At 45.0% G+C, this 20561-nt stretch carries 15 protein-coding genes; 12 read left to right on the plus strand and 3 right to left on the minus strand.

All coding sequences use genetic code 11. The annotated features are described in order from the left end of the window. The first annotated feature begins 72 nt into the window (after positions 1–72). The 8 genes from gyrB (at position 73) to gatB (ending at position 9269) form a co-directional block, all read left to right on the plus strand. Complete coding sequence (gene gyrB, locus Q7S57_05645; protein MDO8512730.1) at positions 73–2118, plus strand: DNA topoisomerase (ATP-hydrolyzing) subunit B; 2046 nt, start codon at positions 73–75, stop codon at positions 2116–2118. Between the two features lie 315 nt (positions 2119–2433). Further along, complete coding sequence (locus Q7S57_05650) at positions 2434–4179, plus strand: hypothetical protein (protein ID MDO8512731.1); 1746 nt, start codon at positions 2434–2436, stop codon at positions 4177–4179. Positions 4180–4468: 289 nt separating this feature from the next. Further along, positions 4469–4684: a preprotein translocase subunit SecE gene (secE, locus tag Q7S57_05655; protein ID MDO8512732.1), complete on the plus strand. Its 216-nt coding sequence runs from the start codon at positions 4469–4471 to the stop codon at positions 4682–4684. 6 nt (positions 4685–4690) lie between these two features. Continuing rightward, the gene (nusG, locus tag Q7S57_05660) at positions 4691–5236 is read left to right on the plus strand and encodes a transcription termination/antitermination protein NusG (GenBank protein MDO8512733.1); all 546 of its coding nucleotides are present in this window, start codon (positions 4691–4693) and stop codon (positions 5234–5236) included. A 139-nt stretch (positions 5237–5375) separates the two neighbouring features. Then, a complete protein-coding gene (rplK, locus tag Q7S57_05665; protein MDO8512734.1) occupies positions 5376–5798 on the plus strand; it encodes a 50S ribosomal protein L11 in 423 nt (140 codons plus the stop codon). A 16-nt stretch (positions 5799–5814) separates the two neighbouring features. Next, the gene (rplA, locus tag Q7S57_05670) at positions 5815–6492 is read left to right on the plus strand and encodes a 50S ribosomal protein L1 (GenBank protein MDO8512735.1); all 678 of its coding nucleotides are present in this window, start codon (positions 5815–5817) and stop codon (positions 6490–6492) included. Between the two features lie 401 nt (positions 6493–6893). Continuing rightward, a complete protein-coding gene (locus Q7S57_05675; protein ID MDO8512736.1) occupies positions 6894–7616 on the plus strand; it encodes a hypothetical protein in 723 nt (240 codons plus the stop codon). A 168-nt stretch (positions 7617–7784) separates the two neighbouring features. Beyond that, positions 7785–9269, plus strand: a complete 1485-nt coding sequence (gene gatB, locus Q7S57_05680; protein MDO8512737.1) for an Asp-tRNA(Asn)/Glu-tRNA(Gln) amidotransferase subunit GatB — start codon at positions 7785–7787, stop codon at positions 9267–9269. A gap of 35 nt (positions 9270–9304) precedes the next feature. Here gatB and Q7S57_05685 read toward each other — a convergent pair whose 3' ends face one another. Next, positions 9305–10300: a tRNA (adenosine(37)-N6)-dimethylallyltransferase MiaA gene (locus Q7S57_05685; protein MDO8512738.1), complete on the minus strand. Its 996-nt coding sequence runs from the start codon at positions 10298–10300 to the stop codon at positions 9305–9307. A 206-nt stretch (positions 10301–10506) separates the two neighbouring features. On the opposite strand from Q7S57_05685, the gene Q7S57_05690 reads away from it, so the two are divergent. Then, complete coding sequence (locus Q7S57_05690; protein MDO8512739.1) at positions 10507–10956, plus strand: hypothetical protein; 450 nt, start codon at positions 10507–10509, stop codon at positions 10954–10956. Positions 10957–11175: 219 nt separating this feature from the next. On the opposite strand, the gene thrS is transcribed toward Q7S57_05690, so the two are convergent. Then, on the minus strand, positions 11176–12954 hold the full coding sequence (gene thrS, locus Q7S57_05695; GenBank protein ID MDO8512740.1) for a threonine--tRNA ligase: 1779 nt from the start codon (positions 12952–12954) through the stop codon (positions 11176–11178). Positions 12955–13630: 676 nt separating this feature from the next. Beyond that, positions 13631–17161, minus strand: a complete 3531-nt coding sequence (gene dnaE, locus Q7S57_05700; protein ID MDO8512741.1) for a DNA polymerase III subunit alpha — start codon at positions 17159–17161, stop codon at positions 13631–13633. Between the two features lie 356 nt (positions 17162–17517). On the opposite strand from dnaE, the gene Q7S57_05705 reads away from it, so the two are divergent. The 3 genes from Q7S57_05705 (at position 17518) to rodA (ending at position 20476) form a co-directional block, all read left to right on the plus strand. Further along, on the plus strand, positions 17518–18057 hold the full coding sequence (locus tag Q7S57_05705) for a hypothetical protein (GenBank protein ID MDO8512742.1): 540 nt from the start codon (positions 17518–17520) through the stop codon (positions 18055–18057). Between the two features lie 296 nt (positions 18058–18353). After that, the gene (locus tag Q7S57_05710; protein MDO8512743.1) at positions 18354–19145 is read left to right on the plus strand and encodes a hypothetical protein; all 792 of its coding nucleotides are present in this window, start codon (positions 18354–18356) and stop codon (positions 19143–19145) included. A gap of 200 nt (positions 19146–19345) precedes the next feature. Continuing rightward, positions 19346–20476, plus strand: coding sequence for a rod shape-determining protein RodA (rodA, locus tag Q7S57_05715; protein MDO8512744.1), 1131 nt, complete (start codon positions 19346–19348; stop codon positions 20474–20476). The last annotated feature ends 85 nt before the right edge of the window (positions 20477–20561 follow it).

The raw sequence follows: 20561 nt of genomic DNA on the forward strand, positions 1-20561 counted from the left end.
GCCTGTCCAAGGTTCAACCCTGGTCGGCGTCAATTGGTTGCCGGCGCAACTATTTTCTGCTATTCTTCTCCTATGACAGCCAAAGAAAAAGAACCTAAAGAAGGGAGCTATACAGCAGAAAATATTCAGGTTTTAGAAGGGCTTGAGCCGGTTCGAAAGCGTCCGGGTATGTATATCGGTGGTACAGGTTTAGATGGTCTGCATCATCTTGTTTGGGAAGTGGTTGATAACTCTATCGACGAAGCGATGGCGGGTTATTGTAATGAAATTACTGTTCATATGCTTCCGGAAAACGCCGTATGTGTTATCGATAATGGGCGGGGTATTCCGGTGGAAATTCATAAGCAAACGAAGAAATCTACGTTAGAAACTGTTTTAACAATCTTGCATGCCGGTGGAATGTTCGGCGGTGGTGGATACAAAGTTTCCGGTGGTTTGCACGGCGTCGGTGTTTCTGTTGTTAATGCGCTTTCCACAACCCTTATCGCGGAAGTGGAACGTGATGGTGGCGCCTTTAGACAAGAGTTCCAACGTGGCAAGCCAAAACATAACGTAAAGAAAATCGGCAGTTCAAAAGGCCATGGCACAACAATTACCTTTACACCTGATCCGGAAATTTTCCCGGAAATTAAGTTTGATGCTGAACGCATCATGCAACGTTTGCGACAACAGGCGTATTTGGCGCCCGGCGTCAGGATTAATTTTTATGACGAACGTGAGCTCGGAAAAGTAACGCGTTATGGTTTCTTTTTTGAAGGTGGAATTAAGTCTTACGTCGAGCACTTAAATTATGGAAAAGATGTAAAGAACGAAGAACCTTTTTATGTTGGCAAACAGACGGGTGATTCTTCTGTGGAAATTTCTTTGCAGTACACCGATGCCTATACCGAACACATGTTGGCATTCGTAAACACGATTCACACGCCGGAGGGTGGAACGCACGTAGCCGGTTTTAGGCAGTCACTCACGCGCGCTATTAATGATTACGCCCGTAAACACAGTCTTTTGAAAGAAAAAGATGAAAATATGACGGCCGATGACGTGCAAGAAGGTCTAACCGTCGTTATTTCTGTAAAGATTCCCAATCCGCAATTTGAGGGTCAAACAAAAGCCAAATTAGGTAATCCGGAAGTGCGTGGTGCCGTTGCGGAAGTGATGTATGACGGTTTTCAAACTTATATGGAAGAGCACCCGCAAGACGCGCGTGGGATTGTGGGGAAAGTTGTTTTGGCGGCACGGGCAAGGGCGGCGGCAAGAGCGGCGCGTGAAACTGTGTTGCGTAAGGGTGTTTTGGACGGCTTTGCTCTGCCTGGTAAGTTGGCTGATTGCAGTGAAAAAGACCCTAAGAACAGCGAAATTTTTATAGTGGAAGGAGATTCCGCCGGAGGTAGCGCAAAACAGGGACGTGATCGTAAAACGCAGGCTATTTTGCCCTTACGTGGCAAAATTTTGAATGTTGAAAGGGCTCGTTTAGATAGGATGCTAACATCCGAAGAAATTAAAATATTAATTATTGCTTTGGGTACCGGGATTGGTGAAGGGTTTGAACTGGAAAAATTACGTTATCATAAAGTGGTGATTATGACGGATGCTGATGTTGACGGTAGTCATATCCGTACACTTTTGCTGACGCTTTTTTATCGGCATTTTCGTCCGATGATCGATGCCGGGTATGTTTACATCGCGCAACCGCCCTTATTTAAACTGTCGCGGGGAAGCGAACAACGTTATGCCTATTCCGATGAAGAAAGAGATAAAATTATGGCGGAGTTTGCTAAGAAAAAAGCAGACAAAAAGAAAGAAAAAGAAGAAGTGAAAGAGGATGTTGAAGTTGAAGAATCTTTGGAACCGTTGGAAGGCGATGCACCGGTAGAGGGGCAGTTGGCGATGGCCAAAACCGGCGTGAATATTCAGCGTTATAAGGGTCTCGGTGAAATGAATCCAACACAGCTTTGGGACACGACAATGGATCCTTCGGTTCGCGTGATGCGTCGCGTCACGGTTGATGACGCCGAAAAAGCCGACAACACCTTTGAAACTTTAATGGGTAGTGAGGTGGCCCCACGTAAAAAGTTTATCCAAACGCACGCCAAGACGGTAAAAAATCTGGATATTTAGAGGTTTTTGTGGATCACACGCGATAATGGGTCATTTGAGGTAGGCGTAGCGATTCCTCCCTTTTTCAAAGGTTGCACACGCATCGGCGGTGTTACCCTGATGGGTTAAAGGCGGGGAGGGATTGTGAAGATAAGCACAGTCTAAGCTTCTTATCTTAATCCACCCTCGCCCTCCTTTAAATAAAGGAGGGAAACGACGGCGTCTTCTTTTTTAATTTGACGTAATTCTGCGTGTACTGCTATCCCGCTATTGCGTGTGATCCGTTTTTGTGTTGTTTATCGTAAAAACTTTGTTTTGTTGTGTTATCATATACGGATGAATGACCAACAAGATAAAAATCTAATAAGTGAACCTATTAAACCGCCAGTTGTGAATAATCCTATTCCTCAAACAAAGGTAGTTTCTGACATTATTCCGGAAGTTGATAAAAGTCTTTTGATAAAACCGAATGACCAGCTTTTGAATATAGATCTTCAGTCCAAAGAAAAGATTGCGGAAGTGAAGCAAAAAAACGACTTTAAAGTGCTAACAGCTGTGCCATTGGTTGTCGATAATAATGCCAGCTCGATACTACTGGGGATTGAAGAGAAAAAACCGTTTAATCGGTTGTTTATCATTACTCCTTTTTTTCTATTGGTACTTGCCGGTTTTGCCGTGGCTTTCTATAGCGGAGTTCTGCCGTTGCCATTTTGGGGTTTGACGCATGAACAAGTCATAGAAAAAATGTTTGACGCTATCCCCAATATTCGTTCCGGTCGTTTTGGGATGGAAATCAATTTTAAATCCTCGGCAAGACAAGCGGGAATGCAAGGATATGATTTATCTCCAATGTTGGGTGGGGCGGGAAACGGCGCGTCGGTTGATGGTGCCGGCGAAAGAGATCGTGTACGGCTTAACGCAACTAGTGATATTGCGACCGCCTTGGAAGCTTATAAAAAACAGAATGGTAAATATCCGCAATTTCTTAATGATATAAAAATCGTCACTCCTGATATTATCCTTGATCCGGCTTCAAAAAACCAATTTGGTTATCGACAAGAAAAGGGCGGAATGGATTTCACACTGCATATACAGATGGAGACCGATCAAGGAATCAATAATTTTCGAAATGCCGTGTTGGTAATTCCTTCCGCATCTCTGCAAACTGTCGAGGATAAGTTGGCGGTGGTGCATGCTGATACGCCAAAACTTAAGAAACAAAACGTATCGTCTGTTTCAGCAAATACAACACCGGCATATGACCCAACGGTTGTTCTTCAAAATTTACCGTCCGAAATTGACGCAAATCTTCGTTTTTCCGGTTTAGCTAAACAAGGTATCGCTGGTAGTGACGCGCTTTTGAATATTGACGGTAGTTTAAAATTGAGTGGAATGAGTTTTTCCGCCGGTTTGGGATTGATAAAAAAAGGCGATATTGTTTATGGGAAAGTTAAAGAGGTTCCAACGTTGGGTTTCTTTGATCTTGCTGTGCTTAGAGATAAATGGGTCAAGTTGGAGAAGGCCGATTTAAGCAAATTAGGGTTTAAAGACGCGGATCAGCAGTTACAACAGGAAAATATGGCAAAGTATCTTGTGTTGGCGAAAACATACTTGCAAATTCTAAAAGAAGAAAAAGTCTTTTCAGTTGTTAAAGAGTTGCCGAAGACGAAAGATAAAAATGACACTTATTATCATTACGCGGTGAATATTAATAGTGATAAAATAGCGGTTATTTACGAAAGATTAAACGCCGAAATAAAGAAGCAATTTGGCGGTAAAGGTGACTATATCAGCGCTGATTTGATCGCTTATCTTCGTGGTTCGGAATACGCCAAAATCAATAAAATTTCTCAACAAAACACGCAAATAGAGATCTGGATCGATACAAAGAATTTTTGGCCGCATAAATTCACTTCAAACTCGGTCTTTGTACCACCGGATAATATTCAAAAATTGAAAGACAAACAGTACCTTGCGCAGGTGACCTTTGATCTATTTGACGTAAATAAGCCAATTGTTGTCGACGCGCCCACAGAATTTATTTCTCTCGATGATGCGCAGAAACTGGTGACGGGGAAATAGGGTGGTAGATCAGTTGTTGAAGTCTTGATTAGCCCTCTTCGTTATTGATTTTATTTTTTGATCCAGATTTGTATATAGTATTTGGTATGTTGTATATGGGGAAGATGGGCTTGCTACGCTCCATATACTATATACCATATACTATATACAAAAGGTCATATCATTTTGGGGTGGGTTACAAGAAAAGGTTCTAAATGCGTGTTGACACCATAAGATATGCCTGTTATTATCCTCATGAGGTCTCACCGACGCGCAATGCTAATTTTTACCCCGGTGAGCCGAGCACACTATGAATTACATATCCAATATCACCAAACTCCCCCAAGGAGTTGTGTCCTATATTCGTGATTCACGAACGGAATTAAAGAACGTCCAATGGCCCACTAGGGCCGAGACGATTCGTTATACGATCCTGATTTTGGCTGTTTCGCTGGCTGTGGCTATTGCCACTGGTGCAGTTGATGCCGGTCTCACCTATGTTATCCAAAAATTCGTCCTTAAATAACAAACGATGCCTAAACAGATATCTAGCGGAGAAAAATCTTGGTTCGTCCTTCACACCTATTCAGGTTACGAAGATAATGTTGCGCGCAATTTAAAGCAACGTATTGAGTCGATGGGAATGGAAGATAAGATTTTCAATGTTTTGGTGCCACGCGAAAAGAAAATCAAGATCAAGAACGGCAAACGTCGCACGGTTGAGGAACGTCTTTTCCCCGGTTATGTGATGGTCGAAATGATTGTGACGGACGATTCTTGGTATGTTGTGCGCAATACGCCAAATGTCACCGGTTTCGTTGGTTCCGGTACCACGCCGACTCCCGTTTCTGAAGACGAAATGAAGCATTTAATGGAGCGAATGGGCCAAGACGAACCGAAGTACACGATGGACATCAAGATTGGCGAAACCGTCAAAATTATTGATGGGCACTTCAAAGAATTCGATGGTAAAATCTCCGAAGTTAACGAGCAAAAGGGCAAAATCAAGGTTTTGATCAATATGTTTGGTCGCGAAACGCCACTAGAATTGGACTTTTTGCAGGTTAAGAAAGTATGAGATAGTAGTCTTTGCGAGGCACATCAGTGCCGACCCTGCGAGGGTTACCGATAAAGCAATCTCCTTTCTAGTAAAGCCACTCGCAATGACGGTCGACATTGGACAAAATTAAGCAAATAATATATCTTTTAAACTCATCATGGCTAAAGAAATAATAAAAAATATAAAGTTGCAAATTCCCGGTGGTCGGGCAAACCCGGCTCCACCTGTGGCTACTGCGCTCGGGCCCCACGGTATTAATATGCAGGATTTCTGCGCGAAGTTTAACGAGAAGACAAAGGAAAAGAATGGGGAAGTAACGCCTGTTATCGTTACTATTTATAAAGATCGTACTTTCACTTTTGTTCTTAAATCGCCACCGGCTGCGGAACTTTTAAAGAAGGCCGCTAGGGTTGAAAAAGGTTCCAGTGAACCTAATAAGAATAAGGTTGGTACAGTCACAAAAGAACAAATTCGTGCCATTGCCGAACAAAAAATGGAAGACTTGAATGCTTTCGATGTTGATCAAGCAATGAAAATGGTGGAAGGAACAGCACGCTCAATGGGAATTTTAGTTAAATAATTTTTGAATCAATCTTATGACAGGAAAGCGAACAGCGGAAATTGAAAAGACTAAACCGGCGACAACTGTTTCTATTAAAGAAGCGGCGGCGTTTGTAAAAGAACACGCCAAAGCCAAGTTTGACGAAACGGTAGAAATTCATATGCACCTCGGTGTTGATCCAAAGCAATCCGATCAAACAGTCCGTGGCACGGTTTCGTTGCCACATGGTTCACCTCGATCAATTAAGGTTGCTGTTTTTACTGACAATACCGCCTTACAAGAAAAAGCTAAAGAAGCTGGCGCCGACATTGTTGGTGGTGTTGAATTGGTCAATGAAATTGCGGCTAAGAAATCTTTTGCCGCCGACGTTGCAGTGACTACTCCGGACATGATGAAGGAATTGGCGAAGATTGCGAAAGTATTAGGTCCACGCGGATTAATGCCAAATCCAAAGACCAGCACAATTGGTCCTGATCCGGCTGTCCTCGTAAAATCATTAAAGGCCGGCAAAGTGAGCTTCAAAATGGACGAATCCGCCAACATTCACGTTGGTGTGGCCAAAGCGTCTTGGGACGCGGATAAAATTGCCGATAACGCACGCGCAGTAGTAGATGCCGTCCGCCAGGCCCGCCCGCAAACAGCGAAAGGGGAATATATTTTGTCAGGGACTCTTACTTCAACTATGGGAGTAGGTCTGAAAGTCCAACTGTAACGGTATTTGAAACTTGGGCGACAGAATGCCCAATACCCAATTTCCAATAACCAATGAAATGTTCGAATGTTCAATTCGGGCATTTTTGTAAAGGAGGGCAGTCTTTGCGAGCCATCGCTCGAAGCGAGGCGAAGCAATCTCTCGCGTTTCCTCCCTTTATTCAAAGGGAGGAGGGGAGGGATTTTAGGCGAGTGTAAGGCAAAAACAACCAACACATATATTATAGTAAGCGCTCACAGGTTGAGGAAATAGCCGTAGTGGCCACATCGAAGGTGGTGCTTCAGCACTTCCTCGGGAGTGGATGCAGGTTAGCGACGAACGAACCCACACCACCTTCGAGGAAGCCGTGAGCGGCCACCTCGAAGGTGGTCACTTATCAAAATATTTTGTAACATAAACTCATGCATAAAGGTCTACTCCTCGTCAACGAAGGTCCGGATGGTTCCGGCAAAGAAACGCAGACACGACTACTTTGCGACTATTTGGAAGGAGAAGGGTATAATCTCGTAAAATTTTCGTTTCCTACATACAAGCAAGATCCGGTGGCGGACTTGATTCGGTTTATGTTGCACGAGGCCAAGGATGATTGGAACACACGCGATTGGCGTTCTAAAGCGGTTTTATATGCATCGAACAGGTTACGCTTCGCGCCAGAGATGCGCGCAGCATTAGAAGTTCCGGGGAACGTTGTTATATGTGATCGGTTTGTTTCCAGTAACCAAGGCCATATGGGCGCGTTGGCGGAAGATCCGACCGAGCGCTTACAACGCTACGCCTGGATTGATCATTTGGAATTTGAAATGATGGGCCTGCCAAGACCGGACGTTGTTTTATTACACACGATGCCGAGTGAAATGCGGGCTCAGCTTCTAATGAAACGCGAAAACGGAAATCCGGACGCGCACGAAGGAAATTCCGCATATCTAGACCTTGTCGAACAAAGTTACTACGAACTGATGGATTTTTACCCGGAAGTTTGGCGACACATTCCGGCGGACATGGACGGAAGGTTGCAGACGCCGGATGAAGTGCACGGACGTGTGAAGCAAGCACTTCTGGGACATCAAAATTGGATTGAATTTGTAGAACAACGAGAGCCGGCTGGCATTCAATTTGAAATTTGAAATTTTTAATTTGAAATCAATTTTTAATATTTAAATTTGAAATAACGACGCGCGGTTTTCAAATTAAGATATTTAACTATTTCAAATTGATTAAAAATTTCAAATTTCAAATTAAAAATTGGCAGTCAACTAGGTGACAAACCACACGTTTTCTTTTAATCTGAGCTTATGGAACTAGAACCAGTAATAGGCTTAGAGATCCACGTTCATCTCAACACCCAATCGAAAATGTTCTGCGGGTGTAAAAACGTATCTGAAGCAGAAGAACCCAACCGTTTTGTCTGTCCGATCTGTATGGGTTTTCCGGGGCAGCTGCCCGTTTTGAATGCCAAGGCGGTGGAGTGGGCAATCAAAGTTGGCTTGGCTCTAAACTGCAAAATTGCCTCGCATACGACATTTTCCCGCAAAAGCTACTTCTATCCCGATTTGCCAAAGGGTTATCAGATTTCGCAATACGACGAACCGATTTGTTATGAAGGAAAAGTAAAAGTATTCGTAAATAACGAAGAAAAAGAAATTGGAATTACACGTGCGCACATGGAAGAAGACGCTGCAAAAAACATTCATGACGGTGGAACGCTTGTTGATTACACCCGTTCAGGGACTCCACTGGTAGAAATTGTGACCGAGCCGGACATCAAAACTCCACAAGAGGCCAAGATATTTTTGGAAGATTTACAGCGCACGATTCGCTACATTGGCGTATCTAATGCGGATATGGAAAATGGCGACTTGCGGGTTGATGCCAATATTTCGATGCGCGAAAAAGGTGGCAAATTAAATCCAAAAACGGAATGTAAAAATCTGAATTCATTCAAAGCCGTGGAACGCGCACTGACTTATGAAATTGCACGTCAGACAGAACTCTGGAAACAGGGCAATCCGCCAATGAAACAAAGCACGCGTGGTTGGAATGATGCAACCCAAGAAACAGTTGAACAGCGTGTGAAAGAAGATGAAGCGGATTATCGTTATTTTCCGGAACCGGATGTACCGCCACTAAGAATTGATGAAGAGTTGATTCAACGGATGCGTGAGGCATTGCCGGAATTACCTCATGACAAAGAAGCTCGTTTCATTAGTCAGTTTCAACTTCCTGATGAGCAGGTGCGGATTATGGTGGAAGATCGAATGTTGGCCGCTTATACCGAGGATGTATTCTCAGAGATTTTGGCATGGAACGAACAACGTTCAGACGTTGAAAAGAGAGACAGTGTCCGCTTGTATAAATTGGCATCAAACTATTTACTCGGTGATTTTCGTAATATTCTTGCCGAAGAAAAAACGGATTTTAGTCATACAAAAGTAAGTCCGGAGAATTTTGCCGAATTGATTGTAATGTTGCATCGCGAGGAAGTGAATCGCAACGCGATGCCGGAAGTTTTGCGAATTATGCAACAAACAGGCGGTGACCCATCAAACATCGTTGCCGATAAAGGATTGGGGCAGGTGAGTGATGATGATCAGTTGCGTCGGATTGTTCAAGACATGTTGAACGCTAATCCTGCCGAGGTGGATAAGGCGCGAGCCGGAAAAGTCCAAGTAATTCAATTCTTGATGGGCAAAGTAATGGCAGAAACGAAAGGTCGTGCCAATCCGCAAAAAGTGCAGGAGATGATTCGCGATGAATTAGGATTGACGAATAATGAATGATGAATCGACTACGCGATACGTTCATTATTCATTAATCATAAATCATTATTCATGTCCTGAATCCAATTAAGGACTTTAGTAGTAGCGTCTTCTTCACTATCAACCCAAACCACATTTGGCTCCTTCCGTAGCCACGTCAGTTGTCGTCTTGAGTATTGCCAGTTGGCGTTGATAATTTTTTGTCGTTCCTCTTCAAGAGATTCTTCACCTCTAAGAAACGGAAACAGTTCTCGATAAGCAATTGCTTGAAGGCCCGGCGCCTGTTCGCCGTATTTTTTGATCAACTCTCGGACTTCTTCGATGAGGCCTTGTTGAAGTTGTTTATCAACACGCTTAGTGATCAATTCGCGCAAATTGTCCGGTTGCCGGCGAATGGCGAGTTTGAGAATGTTGTAATTATTTGTATTCGCAACACGTTCGTCTTTGCGAGGTGCTTCAGCGCCGAAACAATTTCCGTTCGGCAACGACGGGAGATTGCTTCGCTTTGCTCGCAATGACTCGGCGATTTCTAGTGCCCGAATGACCCGTCTTGGATTTTTCAAATCAACACGCGTGGCTAACACGGGATCTTTTTTTAATAAATCATTGGCTAAAATTTCCACCGGTTGTTGGTCTGCCCAATCACGAAATGCAAAATCCGGTGGAACTGACGCAAAATTTTTCTTTTCGGTTAACGCACGAATGTAAAATCCGGTACCGCCAATTACAATCGGCAAATGATTGTTCTCATGAATTTTTGTAATTACTTTTGTAGCGTCGTTTACGAAGTCTGCTGCTGAATAGGGTTGGTTCGGAGTAATTGTGTCGATTAGGTAGTGGGGAATTGAATTGTATTTAATCGACTCAAGTGGTGAATCTGCAATTTTTTTTCGCGAAACGATTTTATCCGTGCCAATATTCATACCAAAATAAACCTGGCGGGAATCGGCAGAGATAATTTCTCCGTTAAATTGCTTTGCCAATTTTAACGACAATTGAGTCTTTCCCGAGGCGGTGGGGCCCATGATGGCGAGGAGGGGGTTGGAAGGCATAATGAAATTTTGGTTTATCTGTGACCGACCCTGGCGTACAGGGACGGTCCCAGATATAAAGTAATTGATGTGATAGAATATGCAATATGAGGATAATTCGTTTGTTGATGTCACTTGTTGTTCTGTTTTTCCTTGTTTGGGTCATGCTTATTTGGGGGTTGCCTACGATAGTGGCCAATAGCACCTTTTTTTGTGAGCGGTGGAAAATGACCACTGGCATTTGTGCTCCTGACGCATTAAGTAAGGCGCAAGGAATAAGCAATTGGACAAAGAAGAATGTGCCACTATCGACGGATAATTTTGCGGGGAAAACTTTGAGTGATGCCTATGTCGGTTTGAATGTATTGGAGAATGCGGCACGTGACAAGCTAGGCAATGATAAAGTTAATCTGGCCTTGGATAATGTGGACAAAGGAATTAAAAGCACGGAAATTGTGTTAAATAAACAGGGCTTTGGCAGTAAACTGCAAGATATTCCAAAAAACGCGCAAAATTTACTGACTGAAGCGCGCAAGGCACTTGAGCAACTGCGCGGTATATTTGATAAAACACAACGTCGCACCGAGGATGTTACGAATGCGGTAAATAATACCAAGAAAGCACTGGATGCTTTGTCGAGTGTTTTGCCGAGCGTGGTGCCGAGTCCGGGGAAGTAGAGTACGGAAGATAATGGATCACACGCAATAGTGGGTCATTTGTAGAAACCGCAACGTTTCCTCCCTTTTTCAAAGGGAGGCGGGGAGGGATTGTGATTATAAGGACATCGTAGCTTCTTAATTTAATCCACCCTCGCCCTTTAGCCCATCAGGGCAACACCGCCGAAGCGTGTGCAACTTTGAATAAAGGAGGGTAACGGGGCGTCATTTATTTATCGGTTACTCAAACGTGATTTTCTTCTCGGCGATATTTTTGGAAAGCAGAGAAATTGTATCTTCGATCGATAACACTCCGCCGTCTTTTTTGCCGTGCATGCGTAGGGCGATTGTTTTGGCTTGCATTTCGCGGTCACCGACCACGGCAATCACCGGAACTTTTTTCATTTCATTGTCGCGAATTTTCTTGCCGATTTTTTCGTTACGTTCGTCGACCTGGGAGCGAATTCCTTGTTTTTTTAATTCAACAGCCACTTGTTTTGCGTAATCCAATTGTGCTTCACCGATTGGAAGAACTGAAACTTGTACCGGGGCGAGCCAGAGAGGGAAATTACCGGCCAAATGTTCGATGAGAATGGAAAGGAAACGCTCAATCGATCCCATGATCGCGGCATGAATCATGACGATACGTTCTTCTTTGCCCTCTTCGTTGTGGCAGAAAAGATTAAAGCGTTCCGGCATATTAAGATCTAATTGGATTGTTGCTACTTGCCATTGGCGTCCCAAAGAATCCTGGGCCATGAAGTCTAATTTTGGTCCATAAAAAGCGGCTTCGCCCAAACCCTCAAACCAGTCTATTTTTTTCTCGGTGACGATTTCACGTAAAACCGTTTCGGCATATTCCCAGCGCTTTGCATCGCCAAGGTATTTTTCGGGATGTTTTGGATCATGAATGGAAAGACGGACACGTAGGTCAAAACCGAAGACGCCGTAAAATTCATGAACGATGTCCCAAATCTTGAGAAATTCCTCTTTGGCTTGCGATGAGCGACAGAAAACGTGCGCATCGTCTTGAGTAAAACTGCGGGCACGGGAAAGACCGGAAAGTTCGCCGGATTGTTCGTCGCGATAGCACATTGTGGTATTGGCGTAACGCTGTGGCAGTTCGCGGTAGCTCCAGGCCTTGCGAGCGTAGATTTGTGTGTGGTGCGGGCAGTTCATCGGCTTCATCGCAAACTCGTGTCCTTCACGCGTGGTAATGCGAAAAAGTTCGTCCTTGAATTTATCCCAGTGACCGCTCACTTCGTACAATTCTTTTTTGGTAATGTGGGGGATTTCTACTTTTTCATATCCGCGCGCGTCGCGCAACTTCCAAACGAAATTATCAAGGAGAGTGCGTACCATCATGCCGTTTGGTGTCCAGAGGGGTAGACCACTCCCAACCAAATCGGAGAAAACAAACAAGTCCAATTCACGGCCAAGTTTTTTATGGTCGCGTTTTTCCGCTTCTTCGAGCATCGTCAAGTACGTGTCCAATTCTTCTTTTGTTGCAAAAGCCACGCCGTAAATACGCGTGAGCATTTTATTCTTTTCATCACCGCGCCAATATGCGCCGGCGGTCTTAAGTAGTTTGAACGCGTCGGGATTGATTTCCTTGGTGGATTTTACGTGTGGACCACCACAAAGATTATCAAATGTACCGGAAAGATAGAAACTGACATTTTTTTCACCTTTTTCTTTTAATCCATTGATGAGCTCTGTTTTGTACGGATCGTTTTTGTAAGCTTTTAGTGCTTCATCAAATTCGACGTTGTGTTGTTTGAATTCAATGTTTTCCGCGATCATTTCGCGCATTCTTTTTTCCAGTTTTGGAAAAATGTCTTGATTAATTGTTTCAGGAAGGTCGTAGTCTTGATAAAAACCGTTTTCGATTACAGGGCCAACACCCAAACCGACGGTTGGGTAAAGCTCTTGCACTGCCATGCTCATCAAGTGAGAGAGGGAGTGGCGAATAGGTTCGATTGGATTGGTTTCGTTTGGGTTGGATTGTTTGGAAGACATATAGGAGACTATAGCAAGTGGGAGACGATTAGAAAAGACGGACGGGTAAGGTCGGACTGCCGGGCGGTCCGACCTTAACTGGTCGCGTCGCCGTCCAATGAGGGTCGGACCCCTCGAGGAGTCCGACCCTTTCTAGACAAAATATCGTTTTGGGGGTACAAAGTGGGGTGGCGTTGGTTCTTTTCTGAAACTTTTACTTACAGGGTGACTTATGGAAACGGACAACGATTTGTGCGAGTGGCGTGAGGAGGGATTGGGACAGAACAGACGAAACGGAACGAATCGTCGTGTGGTGTTGTGGGGACTAACGGCGGTCGGGCTTAAGAACCTAGTCTGTTACGTGTTTTTGGTCGCTCTCGCCCTTTCAAGTGTGTTTGCTACCATTGCTGTGAGCAAGATGCCCTCGTCCGATTTTTGCGAAAGAGTTACGAGCGTTTTGTGTGTTGTTGGTCTAGGGCAATTTGTTTTGTCCCTACTGTCCATTATTGCTGTATTCCATTTACCAACAAGGCGTTAGTACCGCCGCTCGTCGTCTGACGCGCGGTTTTTTTTAATTCATTTTTCTTGAAAGAAAAATGAATTAATCCCTCGAAGCTCGTCTCGCGAGACGAGCGAAGTGGGATATCTCCAACTTTAAGGGTCACCCCTAAAGTAAGCGCTACTTTAGGGGTGACCCTTAAAGTTCTTCCTGTGCGGGTTCAAACTTGTGTTGAATTACCGGTTTCGCTTCTTCGACTTTGATGCAATTTGGTCCGAGAATGTTGCCAAATAGATTTTGCAGGAATGGCGTGTAAGTAATTAAATAGGATGTTTTGACGAGATCTTTTTGATTTTCCTTCTGGATTTCCAAGAAGACTGCGGTGCGGCCCTTGCCGACCTTTTCCAGAATTGCTTTCAAATCCATGAAGGTGCGTTTCGTCGCATTTACCGGAACACTGATTGTGATGCTAATCGGAGGTTTTTCGTCAAAAATAGCTTTGTTTTTTAGGGCCTTTGGTGGATTGGCCGGGTCGTATTCCGACGCGGAGTCGGCTAAAATTTTCGGTACGCCGTCCTTGTCGCTGACGCGTCCTTCAATAATTAAGACTTTATCTTCCAGCCACAGGTTTTGGGTGGTTTCCAGCAATTTTGCGAACACTAAAACCTCCAACGAACCGGAGCGGTCTTCAACAGTGGCGAAGGCCATGGCTTTTTGTGTGCGAGTGATAATTTTTTTGATGGTGGTAATTATACCGCCGATTTTCACTTTTTCGTTCGCATTATGAATGGTGATGTCGGCAATTGGGGTTGTGGCTTCCGCGAGCGCTGGGGCGATATCCATCAATGGATGACCGGAAATAAATAATCCCAACAATTCTTTTTCCCAACTAAGGCGTTGCTTTTGCGTGGCCGGTTCAACGGCTTTTAGGGTTACTTTTGGTCGCGCCACTTCGGCGGGCATCATACCAAAAAGATTGGCCTGATTAGTTAGCAATTGTTTGCCAATATCGCGGTTGAAATTCAAAAGTGTGTCGGTGTTTTCCAAAATTTGGTTGCGTTCGGCAAGTGTGTCAAAAGCGCCGGCCTTAGCTAGACTTTCGACAGACTTTTTATTCAGATCACGCGAATGCACGCGGGAGAAGAAATCTATGAGATCTTTGGACGAGCCGGCCTTCTCGCGTTCAGCGATAATTGCTTCTACAATATGTTCGCCGACATTTTTTACCGTGTGCAGTCCAAAACGGATTTCGTCTTTCGGAATTGAATCATTGGCTTTCAAGACTGTAAAACCTTTATGTGAAAAATTTACATCCGGCGGTAACACGGGAATTTCCATCCGTTTACATTCGTTGATGATGATGGCAATTTTTTCGATATCGCCGGATTCGGCGGAAAGGACGGCGCACATATACTCGGCAGGGAAGTTGGCCTTCATGTAGGCAGTTTGGTAGGCAACACGTCCGTAACACGCGGCGTGTGCTTTGTTGAAACCGTAACCTTGGAAGGGTTCGAACAAATTCCAAATCGCTTCGGCTTGGTCTTTGGTTAAGTTGCTGTTTTTTTGACACCCATCAACGAAAATAATATGTTGCTTTGCCATTTCTGCCGGAATCTTTTTTCCGATGGCTTTTCTAAACTTATCGACTGTTTCCCAGTTGTAGCCGGCTAGTTCCAGAGCGGTAAACATTAGGTCATCTTGATAAACTAAAATACCATAAGATTTGGCCAAGAAATTTTGTGCCTTCGGGTGGAAATATTTGATTGGACTGCGTCCAAGTTTACGTGCGATATATTCCGGAATGTTATTCATTGGTCCCGGGCGATAGAGGGCCACCATGGCGTTGATGTCATGTATCGTAGTTGGCTTCAGATCCATTAAATGTTTTGTCATACCTTCGCCGTTTAGTTGAAACAATCCTTCCGTTTCGCCATTCGCCAACATTTCAAAAGTTTTTTTGTCATCGAACGGAATCCGTTCGATGTCTATTTTAATATTGTGGTGAAGTTTCACTAGGCGCACCGCGTCTTCCAGTATGGCCAAATTACGGATCCCTAAAAAGTCGAGTTTGGTTAGGCCGACGCCATCTTCGCCAACGGTGTACATGTCGTACTGGGTAATGCGTCGGTTGCCGTCTTTCGGATCAAGCTGAATTGGGACGTAATTAACAAGTGGTTGGGGAGCAATAACTACGCCGGCCGCGTGCACCGAAACATGGCGCATCGTGCCCTCCAGTTTGCGAGAAATATCCAGAATGTGTTTTATTTCCGGGTCAGTGTCATATATTTTTTTCAATTCCGGTTCAATTTCCATGGCGTGGTCGATAGTCATCGGAAAGCCTTGCGAGCCCATTGGGATCAGTTTGGCCACGCGGTCACCCAGTTCATATGGTTTATTTAACGCTCTGGCCACGTCACGCACCGCACCACGCGCCATCATCGTACCGAATGTGCCGATCTGGGCCACTTTATCATCGCCGTATTTTAGTTTGGCATAGTCAATTACTTCGCCTCGGCGATTATCCGCAAAATCCATATCGATATCGGGCGCGGACGGGCGGAAAGGATTTAAGAACCGTTCAAAAGGAAGTTGGAATTCGATTGGATTAACATTTGTGATTCCGGAAAGATAAGCAACCAGTGATCCGGCGGCGGATCCACGCACGGTGGTGTAAATATCCGATTTACGGGCGAAGCGTAATAAGTCGGCAACCACTAGAAAATAGGGGGCGTAGTTTTTTTGTTTGATAACATCCAGTTCGTATTTGCGTCTTTCTTCGGAAACCTTATCTTCCGTTAGGCCATGGAAGTTCATCCCTTTTTGCGTAAGTTCGTCGAGCATTTGATCGGCGGTTTTTCCTTCTTCTAGCGCAAAGTCGGGGAAGATAAATTTGCCTAGAGTCAGTTCGATGTTGCAACGATCCGCAATAACTTTTGTATTAGTGACAGCCTCGGGAATATCGGAAAACCATTCCATCGCTTCCTCGGTGGAAATAAAATGGTATTGGCCGGTGCCGGCAAAAATGCCGGTGTCGCCCACGTCGGTGTTGGTGGAAATGGCAACGAGTGTTTTGTGCGCTTCCGCATCGTCGGGGCGCAAGTAATGAGAGTCTTGGGTGGCGACTAGCGGGATATTCAGTTCGCGCGAAAGTTCGATCAACATAAAGCGCCACTTTTCAAAATTGTCGACGTCCGGGTGGTGCATTATTTCCAGGTAATAATTTTCGGCGCCGAAAATGTCTTGATATTCACGGATGACTTCAATCGCTTTTTCTTTGCCACTGCCGGTGATGGCGCGCCCCACTTCACTTCCGATACAACCGGATAAAGCAATGATGCCCTCGTGATTTTCACGAAGCAGTTCTTTGTCGACGCGCGGTTTATAGTAATAACCTTCGAGGTGAGCCGAGGTGATTAATTTAATTAAATTTTTATAACCGGTCATGTTTTTGGCCAGTAGCGTTAGGTGGTAACGGCGATTATCAATACCGGTTTCTTTTTGTTTGTGACTACGAACGGCGACATAAGTTTCTACACCAATTATCGGCTTAATCCCGTTTTTTTTGCAGGCGGAATAAAAATCAATGATGCCGTACATCGCGCCGTGGTCGGTGAGACCGATGGCGGACATATTAAGTTCCTTGGCGCGTTTAACCATGTCGTCCACTTTCGAAAGACCATCCAGGAGGGAATAGTGGGAGTGGGTATGGAGGTGGATGAATTCTGCCATGGTCAGTAGATAGAAAATATATTTTGAAAAACAGTGTTCTGTGAAATCAATCGACACCACAAAATCCCAAATCCCAAATCCCAAATCCCAAATAATGCTCTAAATCCCAATTTCCAAAACGACACTTCGGTAATTAGTCCAATGAAATGTCGAAATGACAAAAGATCAGGGACCGTCCCTGCACGCCAGGGTCGGTCACTGATAGTAGTGTTTTTTTGTTGGTTTCTCATGAATTTTCATCTTACCAAGCCACCCAAAAATGCACTATTGACAATTTGGGTGGTTTGGAGTATAATTATGGGTTGTTCTTGGAAAACTTGTGCGTTCTGTGGTCGCTTTTTGTGAAGGAGAATGTCATGCAAGTTCGATTGTTGCAGGTTGTGATCGTGGTTCTGTGTCTGATTTCTCTTAGTCTTTGTGTTCTCAATCATAATTCGTCTGTTGCTCGCAAGAAACAGGAACAGGCGCGGCATGTTGTTGGGGTCACCAAAGAACGTATTTTGCGTGAAAACCTCGGACTCGTGACGGATCTCACTCAAAAATATGCCTCGCGAGGCGAGTATGAGTGTTTGACTTCCGAACGAGATCTTGCTCGCGATGATGTAGACTGCGCGATCGTCTATCGGGAGTGCTTGCGGATTATTTCCGACGTCAACAAGGGACCGGCGACGGACGCGAAGTACGGAGCCTTGAGACAGGAGAACAAAGATTTTGGTTTTTGCTTCAGCGTCCTTGAAGTTAAGAAAGATTTGGAAAATTTCTTGGACGGCTTGGACGAAGGTTCTCTCAGCGCCGATTTTGTCCTGAAGCATGCCGACAAGATTGAGGTGTCAATTCGCGTCAAAGCGACGGAACTCAGGAAGGGGTTTTACGAGAGTCCGTTTGATCGACCGTAACAAAATAGAGTTCGTCATTCGGTAAACTGAATGGCCACCCACCCGGGCAACGTGTCGCGGGTGGTTTTTTAATTTTCTTCGCAAAGAAAATTATCCCCCATAGCTCCGCCAGCTGGCGGAAGCGACGGGGGATACTGTTTCCATATATTGAAACAAAAACGACTTGTGTGGTGACACACAATCGGTGACCGACCCCGGCGTCCCCACTTCGCTAAAGCTACGCGGGGCAGGTCGGGGACGGTCCCCGATTGCAGTGCAAGTTCATCTTTCCCCCAATATTTGCTAAGCTGTATCTAATGCTTCTCAAACACCGCACAGTAAAACAAATAGTCATCGCTTGTATCTTTTTTGGTTTCTGGATTTCGCTGGGCGGTCTTATTTATTGGGCGACCTACACTCCACCGGACGCATTACCACCACCACCGAAAACCGCTTTGCCTTTGCAAGTGATTGCGACAAAAATTATTGCCACTACTCCCGGAAAAGGAGATTTGGTTGGAACACTGCGTAACCCAAATCCGAATGCCGGCGCGGTGCGCTTTAAATACAAGTTCACAATTTCTGCTACTAATCAAAATCCGCAAGTTGTAACGGGTGAGTCGTTTGTTTTGCCGAGTGACCAAAAATATCTGACGGCGTTCAATAATGATATTCCGACAGGTGCAACGGCAAGTTTGGAAATAAGTAGTACGGAGTGGGCGTTTGTGGATAGCGGTTTCGCACCGCCGGAAATTGTGTTGATCAACAAGCCGACGAATATTATTTCGGGTCCGACGATCGATACTTTTCAGTTGAAGGGTCTGCTCGCTAATCAAAGTAATGTTGACTATACACGTGTAGAAGTAACGGTGGTCGGCTTGGATGCGCAGGGCGAAATGATTGGTGTGAGTAAGACTTTTATGGGCTCATTCTTGTCGGCGGAACGGCGCGAGTTTACCGCGCAGTGGCCGTTGAATAAGGGCGAAATTGTTTCTGATTTCAAAGTTGTACCGGAGGTGAATGTGTTTTTGCCGGACGCGATTCAGCGGAGGCAGGGGATTCAGGATATTCGCGATTTGCAGTCGGTCGCAACACCGGCGGGGAATTAATAGCATTCCTCCCTTTATTTAAAGGGAGGCGGGGAGGGATTAAGTCAATAATCCTTTGATTGCCCAATAGACATAACCCATCCCCGCCTTCCCTTGAATAAGGGAAGGAATGCGACGTCCGCGACCCTGACGTCCTGTTCCCTGTACCCTGATTTCTTTCGCGGTTGGTCACAACCAAATTTGTGCGCTATTAATAGGGAGTGATTATTAGAGATGTTTTTCGACGAAGTGACCCCGTACTTTGGGGGAGCGCGTTACTTTTGGTGGTAATTAGTTTGGTTCTATTGGGAACGGGAAGTGATTCCGCCAATCTTGGCTATTTTATGCGCCAGGGGGTGGCAGCCGGGTTAGGAATTTTGGTTATGTTTATTATTGCGCGCACGCATTATACTTTTGCGCGTTCGTTTTCTTCCGTATTGTTTGTTGTGCTGATTTTCTTACTTTTGATTGTTTTGCAAGCAAGGATTATCAGAGGCGCCGCGTCGTGGTTGGTTTTTGGCGGGTTTCATCTACAGCCGGGCGAATTAGCAAAAGCAATTTTGGTTGTGGTATTGGCAAAAATTTTAGGTGAGAGTAAACAAGGCGTGGCATTAACACGGGTACTGTTTCGCACAATTCTCTATGCCGGTATTCCAATTATCTTGGTGATTTTACAGCCGGATTTCGGTACGGCGATGCTTTTGACGGCAATTTGGTTTGGTATGATTGCGGTGGCTGGGCTTACGCGCAAGCAGTTTTTGAGTTTGGCCGTGATTGCTGTTGTAGTTTTCGCCAGCGGTTGGGTATTTTTTCTTAAGCCTTACCAAAAGGATCGTGTCTTGGTTTTTTTAAATCCCGGTTCCGATCCGTTGGGACGTGGTTACACTGTTCTGCAGTCGGTCACGGCTTTTGGTTCCGGTGGTTTTTGGGGAAGAGGTCTTGGTTATGGTCCGCAGAGTCGTTTAAATTTTTTGCCGGAAAATAGGACCGATTTTATCTTTGCCCGTATTGGCGAGGAATTGGGGTTGGTGGGTGTTTTGGGTGTGTTGTCTTTGTACGGGGTAATTCTTTGGCGCACATTGGTCGCAGCGTCAAAGACGACGGATTCGTTTGGACGGGCGATTGCGGTTGGGGCATTTGTGGCCTTGCTAAGTGGGATTGTAGTTAACGCGGGTATGAATATCGGTCTTTTGCCTGTCACCGGCGTGCCCTTACCATTCATTTCATACGGCGGGAGTAGCCTTTTGACAATGTTTATCATCATTGGTTTGGTGGAGAGTGTGATTATTCACGGCGAAGCGTGGGAAGTTGATGATACAAGTGATGTAACGACGTTGTCGTTGGGAGGGTGAGGAAGTGTGTGGGGAAGCACAAGCAATTTTTCACTTTCAAGCGTACACTCCGGTTAATGGCGAACTGCGCCATTAACCTCGCTCT

The sequence above is a fragment of the bacterium genome (assembly GCA_030647555.1).
In the GTDB taxonomy this organism is placed as follows: domain Bacteria; phylum Patescibacteriota; class Andersenbacteria; order UBA10190; family CAIZMI01; genus CAIZMI01.